This is a genomic window from Cupriavidus sp. IDO (genome assembly GCF_000812465.1).
Lineage (GTDB): Bacteria > Pseudomonadota > Gammaproteobacteria > Burkholderiales > Burkholderiaceae > Cupriavidus.
Map to the genome: position 1 here is coordinate 142,738 of NZ_JWMA01000199.1, position 17,110 is coordinate 159,847.

A 17,110-nucleotide genomic window follows, 5' to 3' on the forward strand; every position below is an offset into this window, starting at 1 on the left:
CTTCACAATGAGCAATATCTACATCGCTGGTATCGCCATGACCGTGTTCGGTCGGCACTTCGAACGCAGCCTTGATGATCTCGCTGGCGAGGCGCTGCGCGGTGCCTTGCAGGACGCTGGCTGCCGCGCTGACGCCATCGGCGCGGCCTTCTACGCCGGCATCACCAACGGCGCGTTGCAGGGGCAGTGGTCGATCCCGGGCCAGGTCATCTTCAGCAAGATCGGGATCGAAGGCATTCCGGTGTTCAACGTCGAGAATGCCTGCGCGTCCGGCAGCACCGCGGTTCACCTGGCGGTACAGCACCTCCGGGCCGGCGCCTGCGACGTCGCGCTGGCGCTAGGCGCGGAAAAGATGAACGTCGCGGACAAGGCGAAGTCTCTCGCGTTGTTCGAATCTGGCTGGGACGTGTCTCGCGTCGAAGACAACTTCGCGACGCTGGCGAAGCTCGGCGAAGGCATCGTGCCGCCGCCCGGATCGGAATCGGACAGGCCCTATAGCCGCTTCATGAAGATCTACGCGGCGATGTGCCGGCATCACATGAAGACCTACGGCACCACGCAGCGTCAGATTGCCGCCGTGTCGTCCAAGAACCATCGGCATTCGGTGCACAACCCGCATTCGCAGTTCCGCCAGGCCTTCACCATCGACGAGGTGCTGGCCGCGCCGCCGATCACCTATCCGATCACGCTGCCGATGTGCGCGCCGGTGTCGGACGGCGCGGCGGCGGCAATCCTCTGCACCGAAGAGGGCTTGCGGCGCATCGGTGCCGATCGCAGTCGCTGTATCCGGGTTGCGGCCAGCGTGATCCGCAGCTTCACGCATCGGCGCATCGATGAACCGGAAAGGGGCATCGGCCGCCTTGCTGCGCTGCAGGCATACGAGCAGGCCGGCGTGGGCCCGCAAGACATGGATGTCGCCGAGGTGCACGATGCGTCAGCGATGGGAGAGATCATCCAGGCCGAGAACCTGGGGCTGGTGCCGCCCGGCGAAGGTGGCCCCGCTGCGGAGCGCGGCGATTTCACGCTTGGCGGGCGCATCCCCATCAATACCTCCGGTGGCCTCGAATCCAAGGGCCACCCGCTCGGCGCGACCGGCATTGGCCAGCTCTACGAGTTGGTTACCCAACTGCGCGGGGATGCCGGCGTGCGACAGGTGCCAGGCGCGCGTCATGCGATCCAGGAAAACGGCGGCGGATTGCAGGGCGTCGAAGAGGCGGCGCTCGCCATCCACATCTTGAGCAAGAACTAAGGGAGAAAGACATGGTTCGGTTCGACGGGCAGGCCAGGCAGGCGTATCGCCCGCTCGGCGGGTGGGTGGATAAGCTGGATGATCCGCAACCCGAGCTGGAGGGTGACGTCAGTGCGGACGTGGTAGTGGTCGGGGCCGGCTTTGCCGGGTTGTCAACCGCGCTGGAGCTTGCCGCGCGCGGGGCCAAAGTGATTGTCCTCGAGCGCGAGTTCGCCGGCTTCGGCGCGAGCGGGCGCAACGCGGGCTATCTCGCCGGCGGTCAGGGGCTGGAGTACGACCTGTTCCTCAAGCGCGTGGGGCGCGAGCAGGCGAAGCATATCGTGGGCTTCTACGACGAAGGCGTCGACTACGTGGAACGGAAGCTGGGCGAGTACGGGATCGACTGCGACTACAACGCGTCGGGCATTATCCGCGCGGGCGTCCATCCGTCCCAGGAGAAGAAGCTGCGCGAGAGTATGCACACCGGCATTGAACTCGGCTCTGCCGGGGAATTCCTGGACCAGGCCGCGATGCGGGCACGCGGCATCCCGCCGGCGTTCCTGTTCAGCTGCTACGTCCCCACTGGCGGCACACTCGACCCCGGCAAGTATGTGATGGGGCTGCGGCGCGCGGCGCTGCGCGCGGGAGTGAGGCTCTGCGAGAACACGGCAGTGCAGTCCTGGGACGAAGGTGCCACCGTCAGGGTGCGGACCGCGCGGGGCAGCGCGAGCGCGCCGTTCGTGGTGCTCGCCACCAACGCCTATACGCCGCAGCTCGGCCTGCTGCGGAACAAGGTGATGCCGCTGCGGGTGTCGGCGCTCGAGACCGAGCCGCTGTCGGCGACCCAACTGGCGTCGCTGGGCTGGCCCCGGCGCGAGGGCATCGTGACTTCGCACTGGACGATGGAAAGCCATCGCCTGACGGCACGCAATACGCTGGTGCTGACCACGAAGCGGCTCCGTTACGTCTATGGCTCGCAGACACCCAACGTGCCGGATGAGGCGTCCTATCGTGCACTGGCAAAGGCGCTGCACGAGCGGTTCCCCATGCTGGGAGCCGTTGCTATCCGGTCATGCTGGAGCGGCTATATAAGCTTTGCCTACGATGCGCTACCTGTGGTCGGCGAAGCCGGAGCGCAGCGGAACATTCTCTATACCGCCGGGTGTTCCGGGCACGGCGTCGGCACTCAGTCGCTGATGGGGCTATTGCTGGCCGAGCGGATTGGCGGCGCCGAGCACCCGCTGCTTTCGGCGCTGCGCCACAAGACACCGTCTACGCTGCCAGAACCGCTGCAATGGTGCGCCGTCAATTCCGCGCTGGGCGTGGCCAATATGCTGGACGAGCGCGTGAACCGCAAGGCGCGGGACGCAGCTCTCCAATAGGGCCGGCCTGCAATTGCCGCCGCTGTTATCGACAATGGAGGAAACCGCCGCCGAACCGACCCGGGCGCCATGCGCCTCGACGGGCGTCAGATATAATGACGCCCGCCCAGCGAACCGCTGGCGCGATCCTTTTCGCAGGGCTGGAACGCCCTTGTACGAGGCAGAAGAAAATGACAGTGCCTATGGAGCAGCGCAGCACCAGAAAGCGGCGCGCGTCGAGCGCGGCGCCGGCAGGAGCAGACCCTGAGACCTTGCGAGCCCAGGGCTTGCGCACACGCAATGCCATCGTTCGCGTTGCCAGAAAGCTGCTGCTTGAAAGCGGCAGCCTGGAGTTCTCGCTGCGTGCCGTCGCCCTCGGCGCGGGGATCAGCATCAGTAACCTCCAGTACTACTTTCCGACCAGGCAGGCCGTCCTGCGGGCGATCATGGCGCCGATTATCGACGCCTATCTCGAGGATCTGAAGTGCGCGCTGGACAGCAGCGTCTCGCCGCGCGAATCGCTCGACGCGCTGCTGGAGAAGGCGCTCACCGACGCGAGGAATGCCAAGGACTCGGCGCTGTGGTGGCACTTTATTTCGCTGGCGTCGACGGATCCCGAGTGTGCCCGGATGTTTGACGAGTGGTACGACACGCTGACTCGCGGCATCGCGGAACTGCTGCGCGCCGTGAATCCGAAGCTGAAGACGGCCGACAGCCTGCACGCGGCCTCGCTGCTGATTGCACTGGCGGACGGCCTCGCGCTGCAACTCGGGGCGGGACGGCGCAAGCGCGATTACCCGCGCGGCCTCGACGCGGCATTCCGGGCCGCCGTCAATGACATCGTGCTGCGGGACAGGTCGACCGAAGCGACCGGCTAGCCGCTGCAACGCCGTTGCACAGGCTCGGGGAGACAGGGAATACCCTGTCTTTTTTTTCGCTTGTATGTTTGGCAACATGACCTATGTTTTGTAATGTGTTCTATTAAATCGGCAACCGGATTCCCGGCAGGCCGGTGCGCATGTTTCCACGACAGGAGGAGACCAAAATGATTCGTTTGCACAAGACCGCAGCGTTGCCGGCGACCGGCATGACCGGATTCGAGACGCCGCTGGGCGAAGAGGAAAGCGCGATCCAGCAGACTGTCCACCGCTTCGCGCGCGACGTGCTGCGGCCGGTCGGCCGGGAGCTCGACCGCATGACACCGGAGGAGGTCATCGCCCCCGGGTCGCCGTACTGGGCCGCGATGATGGAAAGCGCGAAGCTCGGACTCGATCCGCAGCTCATCGCGCAGTTCCCGCCCGAGACCGCGGTGCGCATCGAATCGCTGATCGGTGAAGAGCTGGGCTGGGGGGATTCGGGCCTGGCCGTTTCGCTCGGCGCCGCGACGATGCCGATGATGATGGCGCAGTCGATCGGAAATCAGGAGCTGATCGACATGTGCGCCGGCAAGGTCGGCTGCTGGATGAACACGCAGCCCGACCGCGGCTCCGATGCCGCGATCCTGTACCGCGAAGAATTGAGCGCGGGCGGAAAGCAGCCGACTGGAAACGTCACCGCGAAGGTCGGCGCCGACGAGATCGTCATCAACGGGCAGAGCTCGGCGTGGGTGTCGAACGGGTCGGTGGCGCAGGTCGCGCTCGCCTACATGGCGGCGGACTATGGCGATGGCTTCCACGGCACGGGCGAGCATGGCGCGTTCACCAACGGCATCGGCATGATCCTGCCGCTCGATCTGCCGGGCATTTCGCGCGGCAAGCCGCTGGACAAGATCGGCCAACGCGCCTTGCCCCAGGGCGAGATCTATTTCGACAACGTCAGGGTGCCGAGGCGTTTCGCCGTCGCGCTGAAGGACGACTATCTCGGCAACCTGGCCTCGACCTGGTCGTACGCGGGCACGCACATGTGCCAGGTCTTCGTCGGCGCGGCCCGCGCCGCTTTTGAGCTGGCGCTTGCCTATTGCCACGAGCGCAAGCAGGGCGGGGCGCTTCTGATGGAGCACCAGATGACGCATCTGCGCGTGGGGGAGATGCTGCGCCGGCTGGAGATGGCACGCGCCATCGCCCGCCGCAGCCTGGCCTTTTCACGCATGTCCCCGCAGAGCCACCCTTACGCGACGGCGCAGGCCAAGGTCAGCGTGACCGAAGAAGCCATGAAGATCACGCACGAGGCGTTCCAGCTTTTCGGCGGCAACGGCACCACGCGCGAATTTCCGATTGAGAAGCTCTTCCGCGACGTGCGCTCGGCGCTGATCGAAGACGGCGAGAACTACATCCTCACGTCGCGCCTGGGCGTGCTGGCAGGAAAGCTCTACCAGAACGGGTGGGCGCGGGAGTAAGTGACCGAGTATGCGCGAGATGCCGGCCGTCGCAGCGGGCGGCCGCGCACTAGACAAGACAGCCATTTGCATTGAGAAGCAGTGATGAGTTCATGTTCCTGCGCGACCGGCGCGGCCGCCTGGGGGCGACAGCCTGACTCCAGTGAGTTGCTCCACTTGATCCGGGCGTCGGTGGCAAGCATTCGCATGGATGCCGCGGACGGTGCCGCCATCGAACGTCGCCTGTCGAGCCTTTTGCGGCACGCGCTCGCGACGGGCTCGCCGTTCGATATCGCGCTGGTGCTGGGGAGCGCGGCCGAGCTCATGCTGTTCCCGGAGCAGGAAGTCCTGGAGCAGTGTACTGCCGCCGTGCAACAGGCCGATCAGCAGGCGCTGCGCGGGCTCGTCTGGGCTGTCAGGCACAGAAGCATGAGAGGCGGGAAGGGCGTTCGCAGGTTCGCGGTGGACCCGCAATAAGACTACAAGAGACAGCAAAGCATCATGGGAAAGTTTTCGTCCTCTGGCACTTCAATCAACAGGCAGCGAAGGCAATGGCTAAAAATGGCCGGCGCCTCCACGGCGGCGGGAACCATCGGCTTGAGCCCGGGGCTGGCCAGGGCCGGCAAGTCTGAGGACGTCCTCGACATCGCCATTATTGGCGCAGGCCTGGCAGGCCTGACCGCCGCGCGGGATTTGCGCCAGGCTGGCTGCGAGTCCTTCGTCGTGCTGGAAGCGCGCAATCGTGTGGGTGGGCGGACGCTCAACTACGAGGTGGGCTCCGGACACGTTTCCGAAGTCGGGGGGCAGTGGATCGGTCCCGGCCAGACGGCCGTGGCGGATCTGGCGCGCGAACTCGACGTGGGCACGTTCCCAACCTACTACAAGGGAAACACGGTCGTCCTCGGCGGTGACGGCCGTCTGGAGGCCGACCTGAAGGGCACCTTCGGCAGCGACGAGGCGATCGGTGCCAGGCTCAGTGAACTGTCGCGCAACGTGCCGGCGGGCTCGCCGTGGAAGTCTGCGAAGGTGGCCGAGCTGGACAAGCTGTCGGTCGGTGACTGGCTGGCCCGGCAACAGGTCAAGCCTGAGGATCGGAGCGGATGGAATGCGAGCATCGGGCTTTCCGGCGGCGTGATGCCGGCCAAGATGGGGATGCTGCATTTCCTGTCGATGATCAACTCGGCGGCCTGCGACTACATGCAGCTCGACAGCATCAAGCACAGCGCCCAGGAGACGCGATTCATCGGCGGCTCGCAAGTGCTCAGCATCAGGATGGCGCAGGCACTGGGTAAAAAGGTGCGCCTGTCATGCCCGGTCCGCCGGATTGCGAACTGGGACCGCGAGGTTGTCACGCTGCAGACGGACCAGGGCGCGGTGCGCGCCCGCCAGGTCATCATTGCCATGCATCCGGCCCTGTGCCATCAGGTGCAGTTCGATCCGCCGCTGCCGGAGAAGCGCGCCGCGCTGCAACGTGCCTGGCCCGCCCATTCGCCGGCGCGGAAGACGGCGATGGTCTATACCCGGCCATTCTGGCGCGACAAGGGCTTGAATGGACATATCTTCCAGGTCGACGGGCCGATCATCTGGGCCTTCGACAACTCTCCGCCAGGGGGCGAGATCGGCGTCATCAATGCCTTCATCTCGAACGCGCAGGTCCCCTCGGATCATCAGGCGGCTCGGCGGTTCCTGTCAGAAATCTACGCACGCGCTTTCGGTAGTGAAGCGTTGTCCCCGGTGTCATACCACGATCACGACTGGGGCCGCGCCGACCCCTGGACGCTCACCTGCGTCTCCGCCATTCCGCCAGGCTTCTGGAGCACCCACGGCGAGGCGCTGCGCCCGTCCTGCGGAAAGCTGATCTGGTCGGGGACGGAGACCGCCGAGATCTGGGCCGGCTATATGGACGGCGCCGTGCGTTCCGGCCACCAGGCCGCGCTCCAGGTACTCAATACCCTGCGTCGCGTTTAGGAGGCGGAAATGAAGAAACGGATATTGCTGGGCGCTGTCGCGCTCGTCGCCTCAGGACTGCTCGCCTGGTTCGGCCCCGACCTTCTCGGGTTCTATCGCCTTGACCGTTATATCTCGGCCTCGACCGCAGCCTACGATGCCGACAGCGGCCCGTGGCCACACGTGACCGACGCTTGCGTTCACTGCCACGGCGTCAAGGGGAACTCGCTCCATCAGGGCTACCCGAGCCTCGCAGGCCAGCCGGCGCCGTACGTGGCGGCCCAGCTTCACAAGTTCGCCAGCGGGGAGCGGGCCAATCCGACCATGGCACCGTTGGCCATGACGATGAGCGAGACCGAGATCAGCCATCTGGCGGAACACTTCGCCAGGCAGCCGGCCGGCGCCAACCGGTACTTCATGCCGGAAGCCGCATTGCTGGGGAAAGGCAAGCAGTTGGTGGCGTCGGGCGGCTGTGCCGCGTGTCACGGTAGCGGACTGACGGGCCACGACACATTCCCCCGCCTCGCCGGCCAGGGCTACGACTATCTGCTGGCGCAGTTCGACGCGTTTGCCGCCGGCAAGCGCAGCGAGCCGAGCGGCATGATGAAGGCCATTGCCACGGCCGCCTCGGCGGAAGACCGCAAGGCGATGGCGACGTACCTCGCCAGCCTGGCGCCGCGCAAAGAGTGATGAATCCAATCCTGCAAATCGAGTCTTAGGAGTCGTGATGGACCGCAACCTTTATCTTCTCTGTTTTGCCATGTTCGTCCTCGTGACGACGTCATCGATCTACGGCCTGAAGTTCCTCGGGAAGGGCAACTATCTGCTTGGCTTCGAATGGCTGATCGTGACCTTCTCGGCGTCGAATTTCCTGCTCTTTGCCCTGGGCGGCGTGCAGTTCTCCTATCGCATCTCTTACTTCTGCGACGCGTTCTCACGGGGCTTCGGCATCCCGGTGATCGCCCTCGCGGGACTGATGGCCGTCACGCATCGCTACAAGCCGTCCATCCTGATGGATGTCTTGTTCTTCGCCGGCGCGATCGCGGGGACGATCGTGCTGGTGGCGGTCGACGCCGTGGCGCAGCCCAAGCCGTATTTCTACGTGGCGATGTGGTCGGCGTTCTCGCTGTACCTGGCCTGGTTCGCCTGGAAATTGCAGAGCGCCGGAGAGAGCCTGCACGCATTCGGCGTGTTCGTGGTCCTGCTGACCGCGCAGGCCATCGCCTGCATCTACGACTTCCACACGATTCCCGGCGATGACGCGCAGCACCTCACCTTCTTTACGCTCGCTTGCCTGACCTGGTCCTTCATGTGCGTCGAGTTGTATTACGCCTATCGCGCGCTGGAGCGAGCGGAGAAGAGCGCGGGATCGCTGGCGCCCATGCCGGCGCTGCGCTGAGCAGGGCGACCGTATGAGCCAGGATTATTCGGCGTTTACCGGCACCAGGCCGGTGACGGAAACATCGGGCTTCGACCCGGCCGCGCTGGAGGCGTGGATGGCCCGGCACGTGGAGGGCTTTGCCGGTCCGCTGACCGTCGAGCAGTTCAACGGCGGCCAGTCCAATCCCACCTTCAGGCTGGTCACGCCTCGCCAGGCCTACGTCATGCGTGCCAAGCCGGGGCCGCGGGCAAAGCTGTTGCCGTCGGCGCACGCGATCGAGCGAGAATTTCGCGTGATGGCAGCGCTTGCCGATACCGAGGTGCCAGTGGCGAGGATGCTTGCCATGTGCGAGGACGAGGCCGTGATTGGCCGTGCCTTCTACATCATGGAATGCGTCAACGGTCGGGTGCTCTGGGATCCATCGCTGCCCGGCATGAGCAACCATGAGCGCAAGGCAATCTACGATGAGATGAATCGCGTCATCGCGGCGTTGCACTGCGTCGACTACAAGGCCATCGGCCTCGCCGACTATGGCAAGCCGGGCAACTTTTTTTCCCGTCAGATCGAGCGATGGAGCAGGCAGTACAGGCTTTCCGAAACAGAATCCATTCCGGCGATGGATGCGCTCATTGCATCGTTGCCCGACCATATTCCGCATGAAGCGGAGGAACATGTCTGCATCGTGCATGGTGACTACCGGCTCGACAACCTCATATTCCATCCAACCGAACCCCGTGTCCTCGCGTTGCTCGACTGGGAACTCTCGACGCTGGGGCATCCGATGGCGGACTTCAGCAATCACTGCATGAGCCGGCATGTTGCACCCGGCCCGCTCCGGGGCATGGCAGGTATCGACCCCGCAAGCCTCGGCATCCCGGACGAGGCGGCGTATCGCCGTGCCTATGAACGACGCACCGGACGCAGGATTCCCGGCGACTGGAATTTCTACCTCGCTTTCAGCATGTTCCGGACCGCTGGCATTCTGCAGGGGATCATGAAGCGTGTGGCGGATGGCACGGCGTCATCGGCGCAGGCGCTCGAAGCGGGAAAGCTTGCCCGGCCAATGGCGGGGCTGGCCTGGAAGTACCTGCAAAAGCAGGCACGCTGACCCGGCCCACAATCCTCTCAACATCATTGCGGCATGACGAACTCAACCCTCACCACTCTCGGTCCGCCGAGTTTCTCCGACTCCCTTGATTTCACAGGAAAGACTGTGCTTGTCGTGGGCGGCTCCAGCGGCATCGGCAACGGCATCGCGCAGGCATTCCGGCAACTCGGTGCGCAGGTTCATGCCTGGGGCACGCGTGCCCGGGCTTCCGACTACAGCGCCGACGAAGGCTCCGATCTTTCCGGCCTGCACTACGCGCAGGTGGATGTCTCCGATCAGGCAGCCGTCAACGCCGCCCAACCCGCCTTCGAACGCCTTGACGTGCTGGTCCTTGCGCAAGGCACGATCCTGTACAAGCGAGCCGAGTTCGAGATGGCTGCCTTCGACCAGGTGCTGCGCGTGAATTTGTCCAGCACGATGGCCTGCGCGCTCAAATTCCAGCCGATGCTCCGTGAGAGCCGCGGTTCGCTGATCACGCTGAGTTCGATCGCTGGCTTCCGATCTGTGCGGGGGAATCCGGCCTACGCCGCATCCAAGTCTGGTGTGGTGGGGCTGACCCGCACTCTGGGTGAAGCCTGGGCGCCTGACGGAATCCGCGTCAACGGCATTGCCCCTGGGCTGGTGGACACCAAGCTCACCAAGGTCACAACCAATTCGCCGGCGCGGCTCGATGCGGCCCTTTCCCGCGTGCCCCTCGGCCGCATGGGCCTGCCACAGGAGATAGCCGGAACGGCCGTCTTCCTGGCCTCTCCCCTGGCGTCCTACATGGTCGGGCAGACCCTGGTCGCCGACGGCGGCCTGACGCTGGCCTGAGCAAAGAACCCTTGCACATCTGCGCGCCAGGACGGGGCGCCGAACAACGTCGATCACCTCGACACGGCCGAACCTGACCGGCCGGCTCAGTCCAGCTTCCGCCCCGCCGTCTCCGGCACCATCGCCAGCCCCACCAGCGATACCAGTCCGCAGGCAATCACATACAGGGCCGGCGCACTGGGGCTGCCGGTCACCCCAATCAGCCACGTCGCCAGGAACTGCGCAAAGCCGCCGAATACCAGCACGCCGATGCAGTAGACAATCGACAGGCCGGTGGCCCGGATGCGACGCGGGAACAGCTCGGAGAGCATCACGACCGAGGGCACCACATTGATCACCAGCGTCAGGGCCAGCACGGACACTGCGCCCAGCAGCGTCGGCAGGCCGGGCCTGGCATTGATCAGCATGAAGGCCGGGTAGATCAGCACCAGCATGGCGATGCGCGACCACAGGATGACCGGGCGCCGGCCGACGCGGTCGGACAGGCGGCCGGCCCAGGCCGCCAGCGCCACCTGCACCGTGGCCGCCAGGCAGCCGGACCACATGCCCAGCGAAAGCGGCATCTTCAGCACCGTGACGGCGTAGCTCGTCATGTAGTGCAGGACGATATAGGTGGCCGCCGTGCCGCCGATGGTGATCAGCACACCCGCCACGATCATGCGGCCATGGCGCGTGAACAGCTCGGCCAGCCCGGCACGCTCGCCGCTGCCGTGTCCGGCGCTGCCGCCGGTTTCGTCAAGGTGGCGCCGGATGTAGATGCCCACCGGAATCACCAGGATGCCGATGACGAACGGCACGTGCCAGCCCCAGCTCTCCAGCGCCGCGGCCGGCAGCAGGTTGGTCAGCGCCAGTCCCACCAGCGAGCCCAGCAGCACGTTCAGCCCCTGGCTGAACATCTGCCAGCTGCCGTAGTAGCCGCGCGTATTGTCATCGGCGTATTCCATCAGCAGCGCGGTCGATGCGCCCATCTCGCCGCCGAGGGCGAAGCCCTGCACCAGCCGCGCCAGGACGATCATCACCGGCCCGATCCAGCCGGCCTGCGCGTAGGTGGGCGCCACCACGAACAGCGCCGAGCCGAGACCCATCAGCAGCAGCGTCAGCGTCATGGCCGGCTTGCGGCCGACCCGGTCAGCGTACAGGCCGAGCATGACGCCGCCCAGCGGCCGGGCCACGAACCCCACGCCAAAGGTGGCGAGCGACAGCATCAGCGGAGCGAGTGCGCCGCCGACCGGAAAGAACAGCTTGCCGATCAGCACGGCGAAGAAGCTGTAGACGGTGAAGTCGTAGAACTCCAGGCCGTTGCCGATGGTGATGGCGGCGATGGCACCGCGCCTCGGCACCGCGCGTGCCACGGGGCTGTCCTGGGCGAGCGCGCCGCCGGGCGCGGTGACAATGGATTGCGGGGTCATGCGGTGTCTCCTTTTATATTTCTGCTGGCGCTTCTCAGGCCAGAAAGCGTTCCGCCAGCTTGACCCAGTACGTCGCCCCGAGCGGCAGGCAGGCGTCATTGAAGTCATAGCCGGGGTTGTGGACCATGCAGCCCCCCTCTCCGTCGCCGTTGCCGATGATCAGGTAGCAGCCGGGGCGCTGTTCCAGCAGGAAGGCAAAGTCCTCGCTGCCGGTCAGCGGCACCATGTCCTCGATCAGGCCGTCCTCGCCCAGCCACTCTCGCGCCACGTCGCGCGCCAGTTCGGTTTCGGCAGAATGGTTCACCAGCACCGGGTAGCGGCGGTTGTAGTCCACCTCGGCGCGTGCGCCGAAGCTCTCGGCCTGGGCGTGTGCCAGGGCGGTGATGCGCTGCTGGAGCAGGTCGCGCACCTCGGCGCGCAGGGCGCGCACCGACAGGCGCAGCTCGGCGCTTTCCGGAATCACATTGGGGGCTTGCCCTGACTGGATCGAGCCGACCGTGACAATGGCCATGTCGAGCGGATTGACATTGCGCGCCACCACGCTCTGCAGCGCCATCACCATCGACGCGCATGCCACGACCGGGTCGATCGCCTTGTGTGGCACCGCGCCGTGGCCGCCGCGCCCGGTCACGCGGATCGTGACGGTATCGGAAGACGCCATGAAAGGTCCGGGCAGGAAGCCGAACTTGCCGACCGGGTGACCGGGCATGTTGTGCAGGGCGAACACCGCATCGCAGGGGAACAGGTCGAACAGGCCGTCCTCGAGCATTTCGCGAGCGCCGCCCATGCCTTCTTCGGCAGGCTGGAAGATCAGGTGCAGCGTGCCGCGGAAGGGCTTGTGCGTGGCGAGATGCTTTGCCGCTGCCAGCAGCGTGGCGGTGTGGCCGTCGTGCCCGCAGGCGTGCATCTTGCCCTCGATGCGGCTGGCGTATGGCAGGCCGGTGGCTTCCCGGATGGGCAGGGCATCCATGTCGGCCCGCAGGCCGAGTGCGCGGCCCTCGCCATTGCGCAGCGTGCCCACTACGCCGGTGCGGCCAAGCCCGCGGTGCACGCTGTAGCCCCAGGCCTGCAGGCATTCCGCCACCAGGTCGCTGGTGGCGAATTCCTCGAAGCCGAGTTCGGGATGGGCGTGGATGCGGTGGCGCAGTGCCACCATCTCGTCTTCGATGGCCCGGATGCCGGGCAGGACGGCGTCCTGATGCATGACTGTGTCTCCTGTTGGGATGACGGGATCATAGGAGGCGCCAGTGGCCCGCGGGAGGCCCAATCTTGTTATCCTGACAACCCCTGGTTGTCACCGCCGCATCATGAAACTCCATCAGCTCCAGGCCCTGTCCGCCGTCGCGGACGCGGGCAGCATTCGTGCCGCGGCCCGCCTGCTGGGGCTGTCGCAGGCGGCCGTCACCAAGGCCTTGCGCGAACTGGAATCCGAAGTGCAGTTATCGCTGCTTCATCGCACTGCGCGTGGCGTCGCTTTCACGGAGGCCGGGCAACGGCTGCTTGCCCATGCCAGGCTGGTCGTGCACCAGGTCGAACGCGCGGGCGCCGAGCTGGCGGACCTGCGCGGCCAGGATGAAGGCCAGGCCGGGCGCCTGTCGGTAGCCCTGACGCCGTGGATCATGCTGACCTTCCTGTCTGAAACCCTGCAGCGCTTTCGCGAGCGCATGCCGCGCGTGCAGCTGGAAATCTTCGAAGGGCTGACGGCGGTGGCGCTGCCGCGCCTGCGCGAAGGCCTGCTCGATTTCGCCGTGGTGCCATTCACGGCGGCCATGTCGGACCAGGAATTCGACAGCGAACCGTTGCTGGCCTACGGTTCCTGCGTGATCGCCAGCCGGGAGCACCCGTGCGCGACAGAGACTTCCCTGCACCGGCTGCTGGAGCAGGACTGGGTGGTCAACTACACCTCGGCCAGTTACCCCGCGCTGATGCAGAACCTGTTCTGGCAGCATGGCGCGCGCATCGAGCCGTGCCGGCTGCATTGCGCCCACTCGACCACGCTGCTGCTGGAGATGGTGCGCCATGCCGGCATGCTGAGCTACTGCCCGCGTCCGCTGCTGCTGAGCGGCGCCATGCGTGGCTGGTCGGCGGCCCTGCCGCTGGCCGAGCAGTTCGAAACCACGGGCCTTGGCATCATCACGCGCCGCAACGCGCTGCAGGGGAGTGCCGCGCAATGCTTTGTCGATTGCCTGAAGGCGGTCATCCGGCGCCGCGCCCGTTCGGCCGCCCGCGAGGATCGCGAGCTGTTCGACCTGCTGGACGTGCGCTACTAGCGCGATGCCGCCGGGCGCGGCAGTCAGGTATGGAAGCTCCGTGAGGGCAAGGCCTTCGCCGCCTGCGCTTCCTCTCCGCTACGCTCGAACTCCGCTATGACCTGCGCACCCAGCAGCAGCAAGGTCGCGGCAATCTCCAGGCTCAGCAGCACGATGATGGCGGTGGTCAGCGACCCGTAGACCCGGCTCACCTGCGACAGCGTGGCGAAGTACCACACCAGCACATGGCGCGAGATCTCCCAGAGGATGGCTGCCGTTACCGCGCCGAGGAAGGCGTGGCGCAGTGAAAGACGGCCGACCGGCATGACCAGGTAGATGGAAGTCAGCAGCAGGACCTCGCCCACCAGCCCCAGCACGTAGAGGAGGCCGGTGGAGAGCCGGCCGAGCGACCAGTCGTGGCCGAGCACTTCCACATGGCGCTCGCCGATTGCCATCAGGCTGCCGGATACCACCGACACCAGCAGCAGGCCAAGGCTGAGCACCACGATATAGCAGTAGGGCAGTATCGCGGAAATCAGGAAGTGGCGCCGCCGGATGGCCACGCGGTGCACGAAGATCACCGACATGGCGTTCTCCAGCACGGTGAAGGCGAGCGAGCTGAAAAACATCATCGTCACCAGCAGCACCCAGCCGATCGTGCCGCGGTTGTGCAGGAAGCTGGCCAGCTCGCCGACCAGCGCGCGCGACTGCCCCGGCACCAGCCATTCGAGGTAGCGGGAAAGCGTGGCCAGCAGCAGGTCCGGATCGATGACATGCGACAGCGCAATCATCATCAGGATCAGCAGCGGCACGATGGACAGCAGCGCGTAATACGCCACCGCGCCGGCCAGCAGCAGCCCCTGGTTGGCGCGGAACTGCCGCAGCGTGCGCAAGGCAAAGGGGCCGGGGTGGTGAAGCAGGTCGCGGACGCGCGCGTCGAGAATCTGCATGGCAGGGTGCTGTGAGCTGTGCTCCCAGCAATATCGTGCTTCGGACGCCGCAGCGCAAGCCGCAGATCATTCGCGCGGCGCAGGCCGCGCGACGGTTGGGACGCTAAGAGGGATCTTTGGACCGCGTACGCGACACGGCTGCCATCACGCCCAGGCCAAGCACGATCAGGCAGGCGATGCCGATATAGACCGGCGCCAGGCCTGCCGTGCTGAGCCCCCACGCGATACCGCCGACCAGCAACAGCACGCCTATCAGATACAGCGCGAACGACATAAGGCACCTCCTGTGAGGGGAGCAGAATGCTGCGACTTGTACTCAATCTAGGCGGGAACCGGCGCAAGCGGGGTCGGACAATGGCGGAGCGTGACGTAGGTCTGTTCTGACCTGGCGGGTGACGGGTGCGGCAGTTTCCCGCTCCTCCCACGCGGAAGCGGGAGAGGAGCAAGCCGGGACTCAGACCTTGATATCGATGTTCTGGCCCAGATGCGGCGGATTGCTGGCCGCGCCTGCCTGCGGTGCTGCCTGCAGCAGGGCGGCGACGCCCTGGGCCTGCAGGTCGAGCGACTTGCGCAGCATCAGCAAGGACACCGGGTCGGTGCCCGGGTTGCTTGCCGCGCTGACGTTGGATATTTCCATAGCGGTTGTTCCTGGTCGAGATTGGGAAAGGTAATGCCGCGGGGAAGGCGCGACGAATCCAGCCCGCGCGGACTTCCCTGCATCATCAATGACGGCCGGATTCCCCGATTCTTGAATGCCCCAGCGAAAGCACAGGCGCGGCACTTGTGTATAGCGCCACCGCGGGCAAAGCCCCGTTGCGCGATCCGACACAATATTTCCGCGCCCGGCCGGTCAAAAAAAACACGCTGCGCCTGCCGTTGCGGCCGCCCGGCCAGCACAGGCGCCTTCTGTCAACAGGATCCGGGAGCTGGCCGATTGGAAATTGCTGTTGAGCTGATGACACGCATCGGCATCCTGCTGGTGCTGATCGCATTCAGCCACGCCGCCGCGCTACGGCTGCGCGTGCCGGATTCACTTGTCCTGACCGCGATGGGCGTGCTGCTTGGCGTCGGCTACCTGGTTCTGCAGCGCGTGGCGCCAGATCTGGCAGGGCAGACGATCGCGCCGTTCCTGTCTCCCTCTCTGCCCCCCGAGGCCTATCTCTGGATCTTCCTGCCGCCAGTGCTGTTCCAGGCCGCGATGGAGGTGGACACCAGCGAGCTGCTTGCCGATATTGCGCCGATCCTCGTGCTCGCCATCGGCGCAGTGTTCACCGCGACTGCCTTTGTCGGTGGCGCCGCGTACCTGACCAGCGGGCAAAGCCTGACGGTGTGCTTCCTGCTCGGGGCGATCATCAGCACGACCGATCCGTCCACGGTCATTGCCCTGTTCCAGGACGGCGGAGCGCCCAGGCGGCTGATCCGGCTGATCGAAGGGGAAAGCCTGTTCAACGACGCGGCGGCGATTGCCATCACCACGCACCTGATCGCCACACTGGGCGGGCCGGCGGCCCGATCGCTGACTGGCTCCGCGGCGGGGGATCTCCTGCTTTCACTGATCGGCGCCGCCGCATTCGGCCTGCTTGCCGGCTCTCTGCTTGCCGCCATGGTGAGGGTATTGCGCGGTCCGGCACTGTCTGAGTTTTCGCTTTCGCTTGCCTTGCCCAGCCTGCTCTATCCCGCCGCCGAGCACTGGCTGCACGTGTCCGGCGTGGTGGCGGTGGTGTGCGCGGGCCTGGCGGCAGGGCGGCAGCTGCGCGCGCGGCAGACGCCCGCGGAATCCGTCATGTTCCGCGAATTGTGGTGCCATCTTGCGGCGTTCTCCGGTTCCGCGGTGTTTCTTCTGGCGGCATTGCATGTGCCGACCATGCTGCGCGACTTCCGCACTGCGGACGCCTTGGTGCTGTGCCTGGTGGTGATTGCCGCGCTGTTGAGCCGGCTCGGCACGATCGGGATCTGTCTGCCGCTGCTGAGCCGGATGGGCGCGTGCGAGCCGGTGCCACGCAAGCACCGGCTGCTGATCGCATGGGGCGGCGTGCGCGGGCCGGTGACGCTGACGCTCGCGCTGTGCGTCGCGCGCAACGACGCGCTGCCGGCCGACGCGCGGCATATTGCGGCAGTGGTCGCGACGGCGTTCGTGCTGCTGAACCTCGTCTGCAACGGGTTGACGCTCAGGCTGCTGATGCGGCGGCTCGGCATTCAGATGCCGGCGGATGAGTCGCCGGATCCGGATAAGGCGCCGGCCGCCGCGACGCTCACGGCACCTCGACGACCTTGATTTCCTCCCGGTAAGGATGGCGCAGGCGCAGCGCAGCGACGATGGCCTTAAGAACCCATTTCATAATGAAGAAGG

Annotated in this window: 17 protein-coding genes; 12 read left to right on the forward strand and 5 right to left on the reverse strand. The window is 65.9% G+C overall.

What is annotated here, in order from left to right; translation table 11 throughout:
* Window positions 1-7: 7 nt before the first annotated feature.
* From RM96_RS35265 to RM96_RS35310, 10 genes are all read left to right on the forward strand, one after another.
* Entirely contained in the window at window positions 8-1,249 is a 1,242-nt protein-coding gene (locus tag RM96_RS35265) for a thiolase family protein (RefSeq protein ID WP_039016389.1), read from the forward strand.
* A gap of 11 nt (window positions 1,250-1,260) precedes the next feature.
* The gene (locus tag RM96_RS35270; protein ID WP_039016390.1) at window positions 1,261-2,610 is read left to right on the forward strand and encodes an NAD(P)/FAD-dependent oxidoreductase; all 1,350 of its coding nucleotides are present in this window, start codon (window positions 1,261-1,263) and stop codon (window positions 2,608-2,610) included.
* Between the two features lie 182 nt (window positions 2,611-2,792).
* Window positions 2,793-3,467: a TetR/AcrR family transcriptional regulator gene (locus RM96_RS35275; RefSeq protein WP_238587514.1), complete on the forward strand. Its 675-nt coding sequence runs from the start codon at window positions 2,793-2,795 to the stop codon at window positions 3,465-3,467.
* A 167-nt stretch (window positions 3,468-3,634) separates the two neighbouring features.
* Window positions 3,635-4,924, forward strand: coding sequence for an acyl-CoA dehydrogenase family protein (locus RM96_RS35280; protein ID WP_039016392.1), 1,290 nt, complete (start codon window positions 3,635-3,637; stop codon window positions 4,922-4,924).
* A 186-nt stretch (window positions 4,925-5,110) separates the two neighbouring features.
* A complete protein-coding gene (locus RM96_RS35285) occupies window positions 5,111-5,380 on the forward strand; it encodes a hypothetical protein (protein ID WP_238587515.1) in 270 nt (89 codons plus the stop codon).
* An 84-nt stretch (window positions 5,381-5,464) separates the two neighbouring features.
* Window positions 5,465-6,871 (forward strand): flavin monoamine oxidase family protein, encoded by a 1,407-nt coding sequence (locus RM96_RS35290; protein ID WP_443112297.1) that lies wholly within the window; start codon window positions 5,465-5,467, stop codon window positions 6,869-6,871.
* Window positions 6,872-6,880: 9 nt separating this feature from the next.
* Window positions 6,881-7,540 (forward strand): c-type cytochrome, encoded by a 660-nt coding sequence (locus RM96_RS35295; protein WP_039016395.1) that lies wholly within the window; start codon window positions 6,881-6,883, stop codon window positions 7,538-7,540.
* Window positions 7,541-7,577: 37 nt separating this feature from the next.
* Window positions 7,578-8,249 (forward strand): hypothetical protein, encoded by a 672-nt coding sequence (locus RM96_RS35300; protein WP_039016396.1) that lies wholly within the window; start codon window positions 7,578-7,580, stop codon window positions 8,247-8,249.
* Window positions 8,250-8,262: 13 nt separating this feature from the next.
* The gene (locus tag RM96_RS35305; protein WP_039016397.1) at window positions 8,263-9,339 is read left to right on the forward strand and encodes a phosphotransferase; all 1,077 of its coding nucleotides are present in this window, start codon (window positions 8,263-8,265) and stop codon (window positions 9,337-9,339) included.
* A gap of 33 nt (window positions 9,340-9,372) precedes the next feature.
* A complete protein-coding gene (locus RM96_RS35310) occupies window positions 9,373-10,152 on the forward strand; it encodes an SDR family NAD(P)-dependent oxidoreductase (protein ID WP_052279925.1) in 780 nt (259 codons plus the stop codon).
* Window positions 10,153-10,238: 86 nt separating this feature from the next.
* On the opposite strand, the gene RM96_RS35315 is transcribed toward RM96_RS35310, so the two are convergent.
* The gene (locus RM96_RS35315) at window positions 10,239-11,561 is read right to left on the reverse strand and encodes an MFS transporter (RefSeq protein WP_039016399.1); all 1,323 of its coding nucleotides are present in this window, start codon (window positions 11,559-11,561) and stop codon (window positions 10,239-10,241) included.
* A gap of 34 nt (window positions 11,562-11,595) precedes the next feature.
* Entirely contained in the window at window positions 11,596-12,765 is a 1,170-nt protein-coding gene (locus tag RM96_RS35320; protein ID WP_039016400.1) for a M20 aminoacylase family protein, read from the reverse strand.
* Window positions 12,766-12,868: 103 nt separating this feature from the next.
* Here RM96_RS35320 and RM96_RS35325 point away from each other — a divergent pair, with 103 nt between their 5' ends.
* Window positions 12,869-13,831 carry a LysR family transcriptional regulator gene (locus tag RM96_RS35325; RefSeq protein WP_039016401.1) on the forward strand — a complete coding sequence of 321 codons (963 nt, stop codon included), beginning with the start codon at window positions 12,869-12,871 and terminating at the stop codon, window positions 13,829-13,831.
* Between the two features lie 23 nt (window positions 13,832-13,854).
* Here RM96_RS35325 and RM96_RS35330 read toward each other — a convergent pair whose 3' ends face one another.
* From RM96_RS35330 to RM96_RS35340, 3 genes are all read right to left on the reverse strand, one after another.
* The gene (locus RM96_RS35330; protein WP_039016402.1) at window positions 13,855-14,760 is read right to left on the reverse strand and encodes a YihY/virulence factor BrkB family protein; all 906 of its coding nucleotides are present in this window, start codon (window positions 14,758-14,760) and stop codon (window positions 13,855-13,857) included.
* 103 nt (window positions 14,761-14,863) lie between these two features.
* Window positions 14,864-15,034, reverse strand: coding sequence for a hypothetical protein (locus RM96_RS39665; protein WP_039016403.1), 171 nt, complete (start codon window positions 15,032-15,034; stop codon window positions 14,864-14,866).
* Window positions 15,035-15,214: 180 nt separating this feature from the next.
* Window positions 15,215-15,397: a YjfB family protein gene (locus RM96_RS35340; protein WP_039016404.1), complete on the reverse strand. Its 183-nt coding sequence runs from the start codon at window positions 15,395-15,397 to the stop codon at window positions 15,215-15,217.
* 111 nt (window positions 15,398-15,508) lie between these two features.
* Between RM96_RS35340 and RM96_RS35345 the strand changes: the two genes are divergently transcribed.
* Window positions 15,509-17,035, forward strand: coding sequence for a cation:proton antiporter (locus tag RM96_RS35345; RefSeq protein ID WP_238587516.1), 1,527 nt, complete (start codon window positions 15,509-15,511; stop codon window positions 17,033-17,035).
* Window positions 17,036-17,110 lie beyond the last annotated feature (75 nt).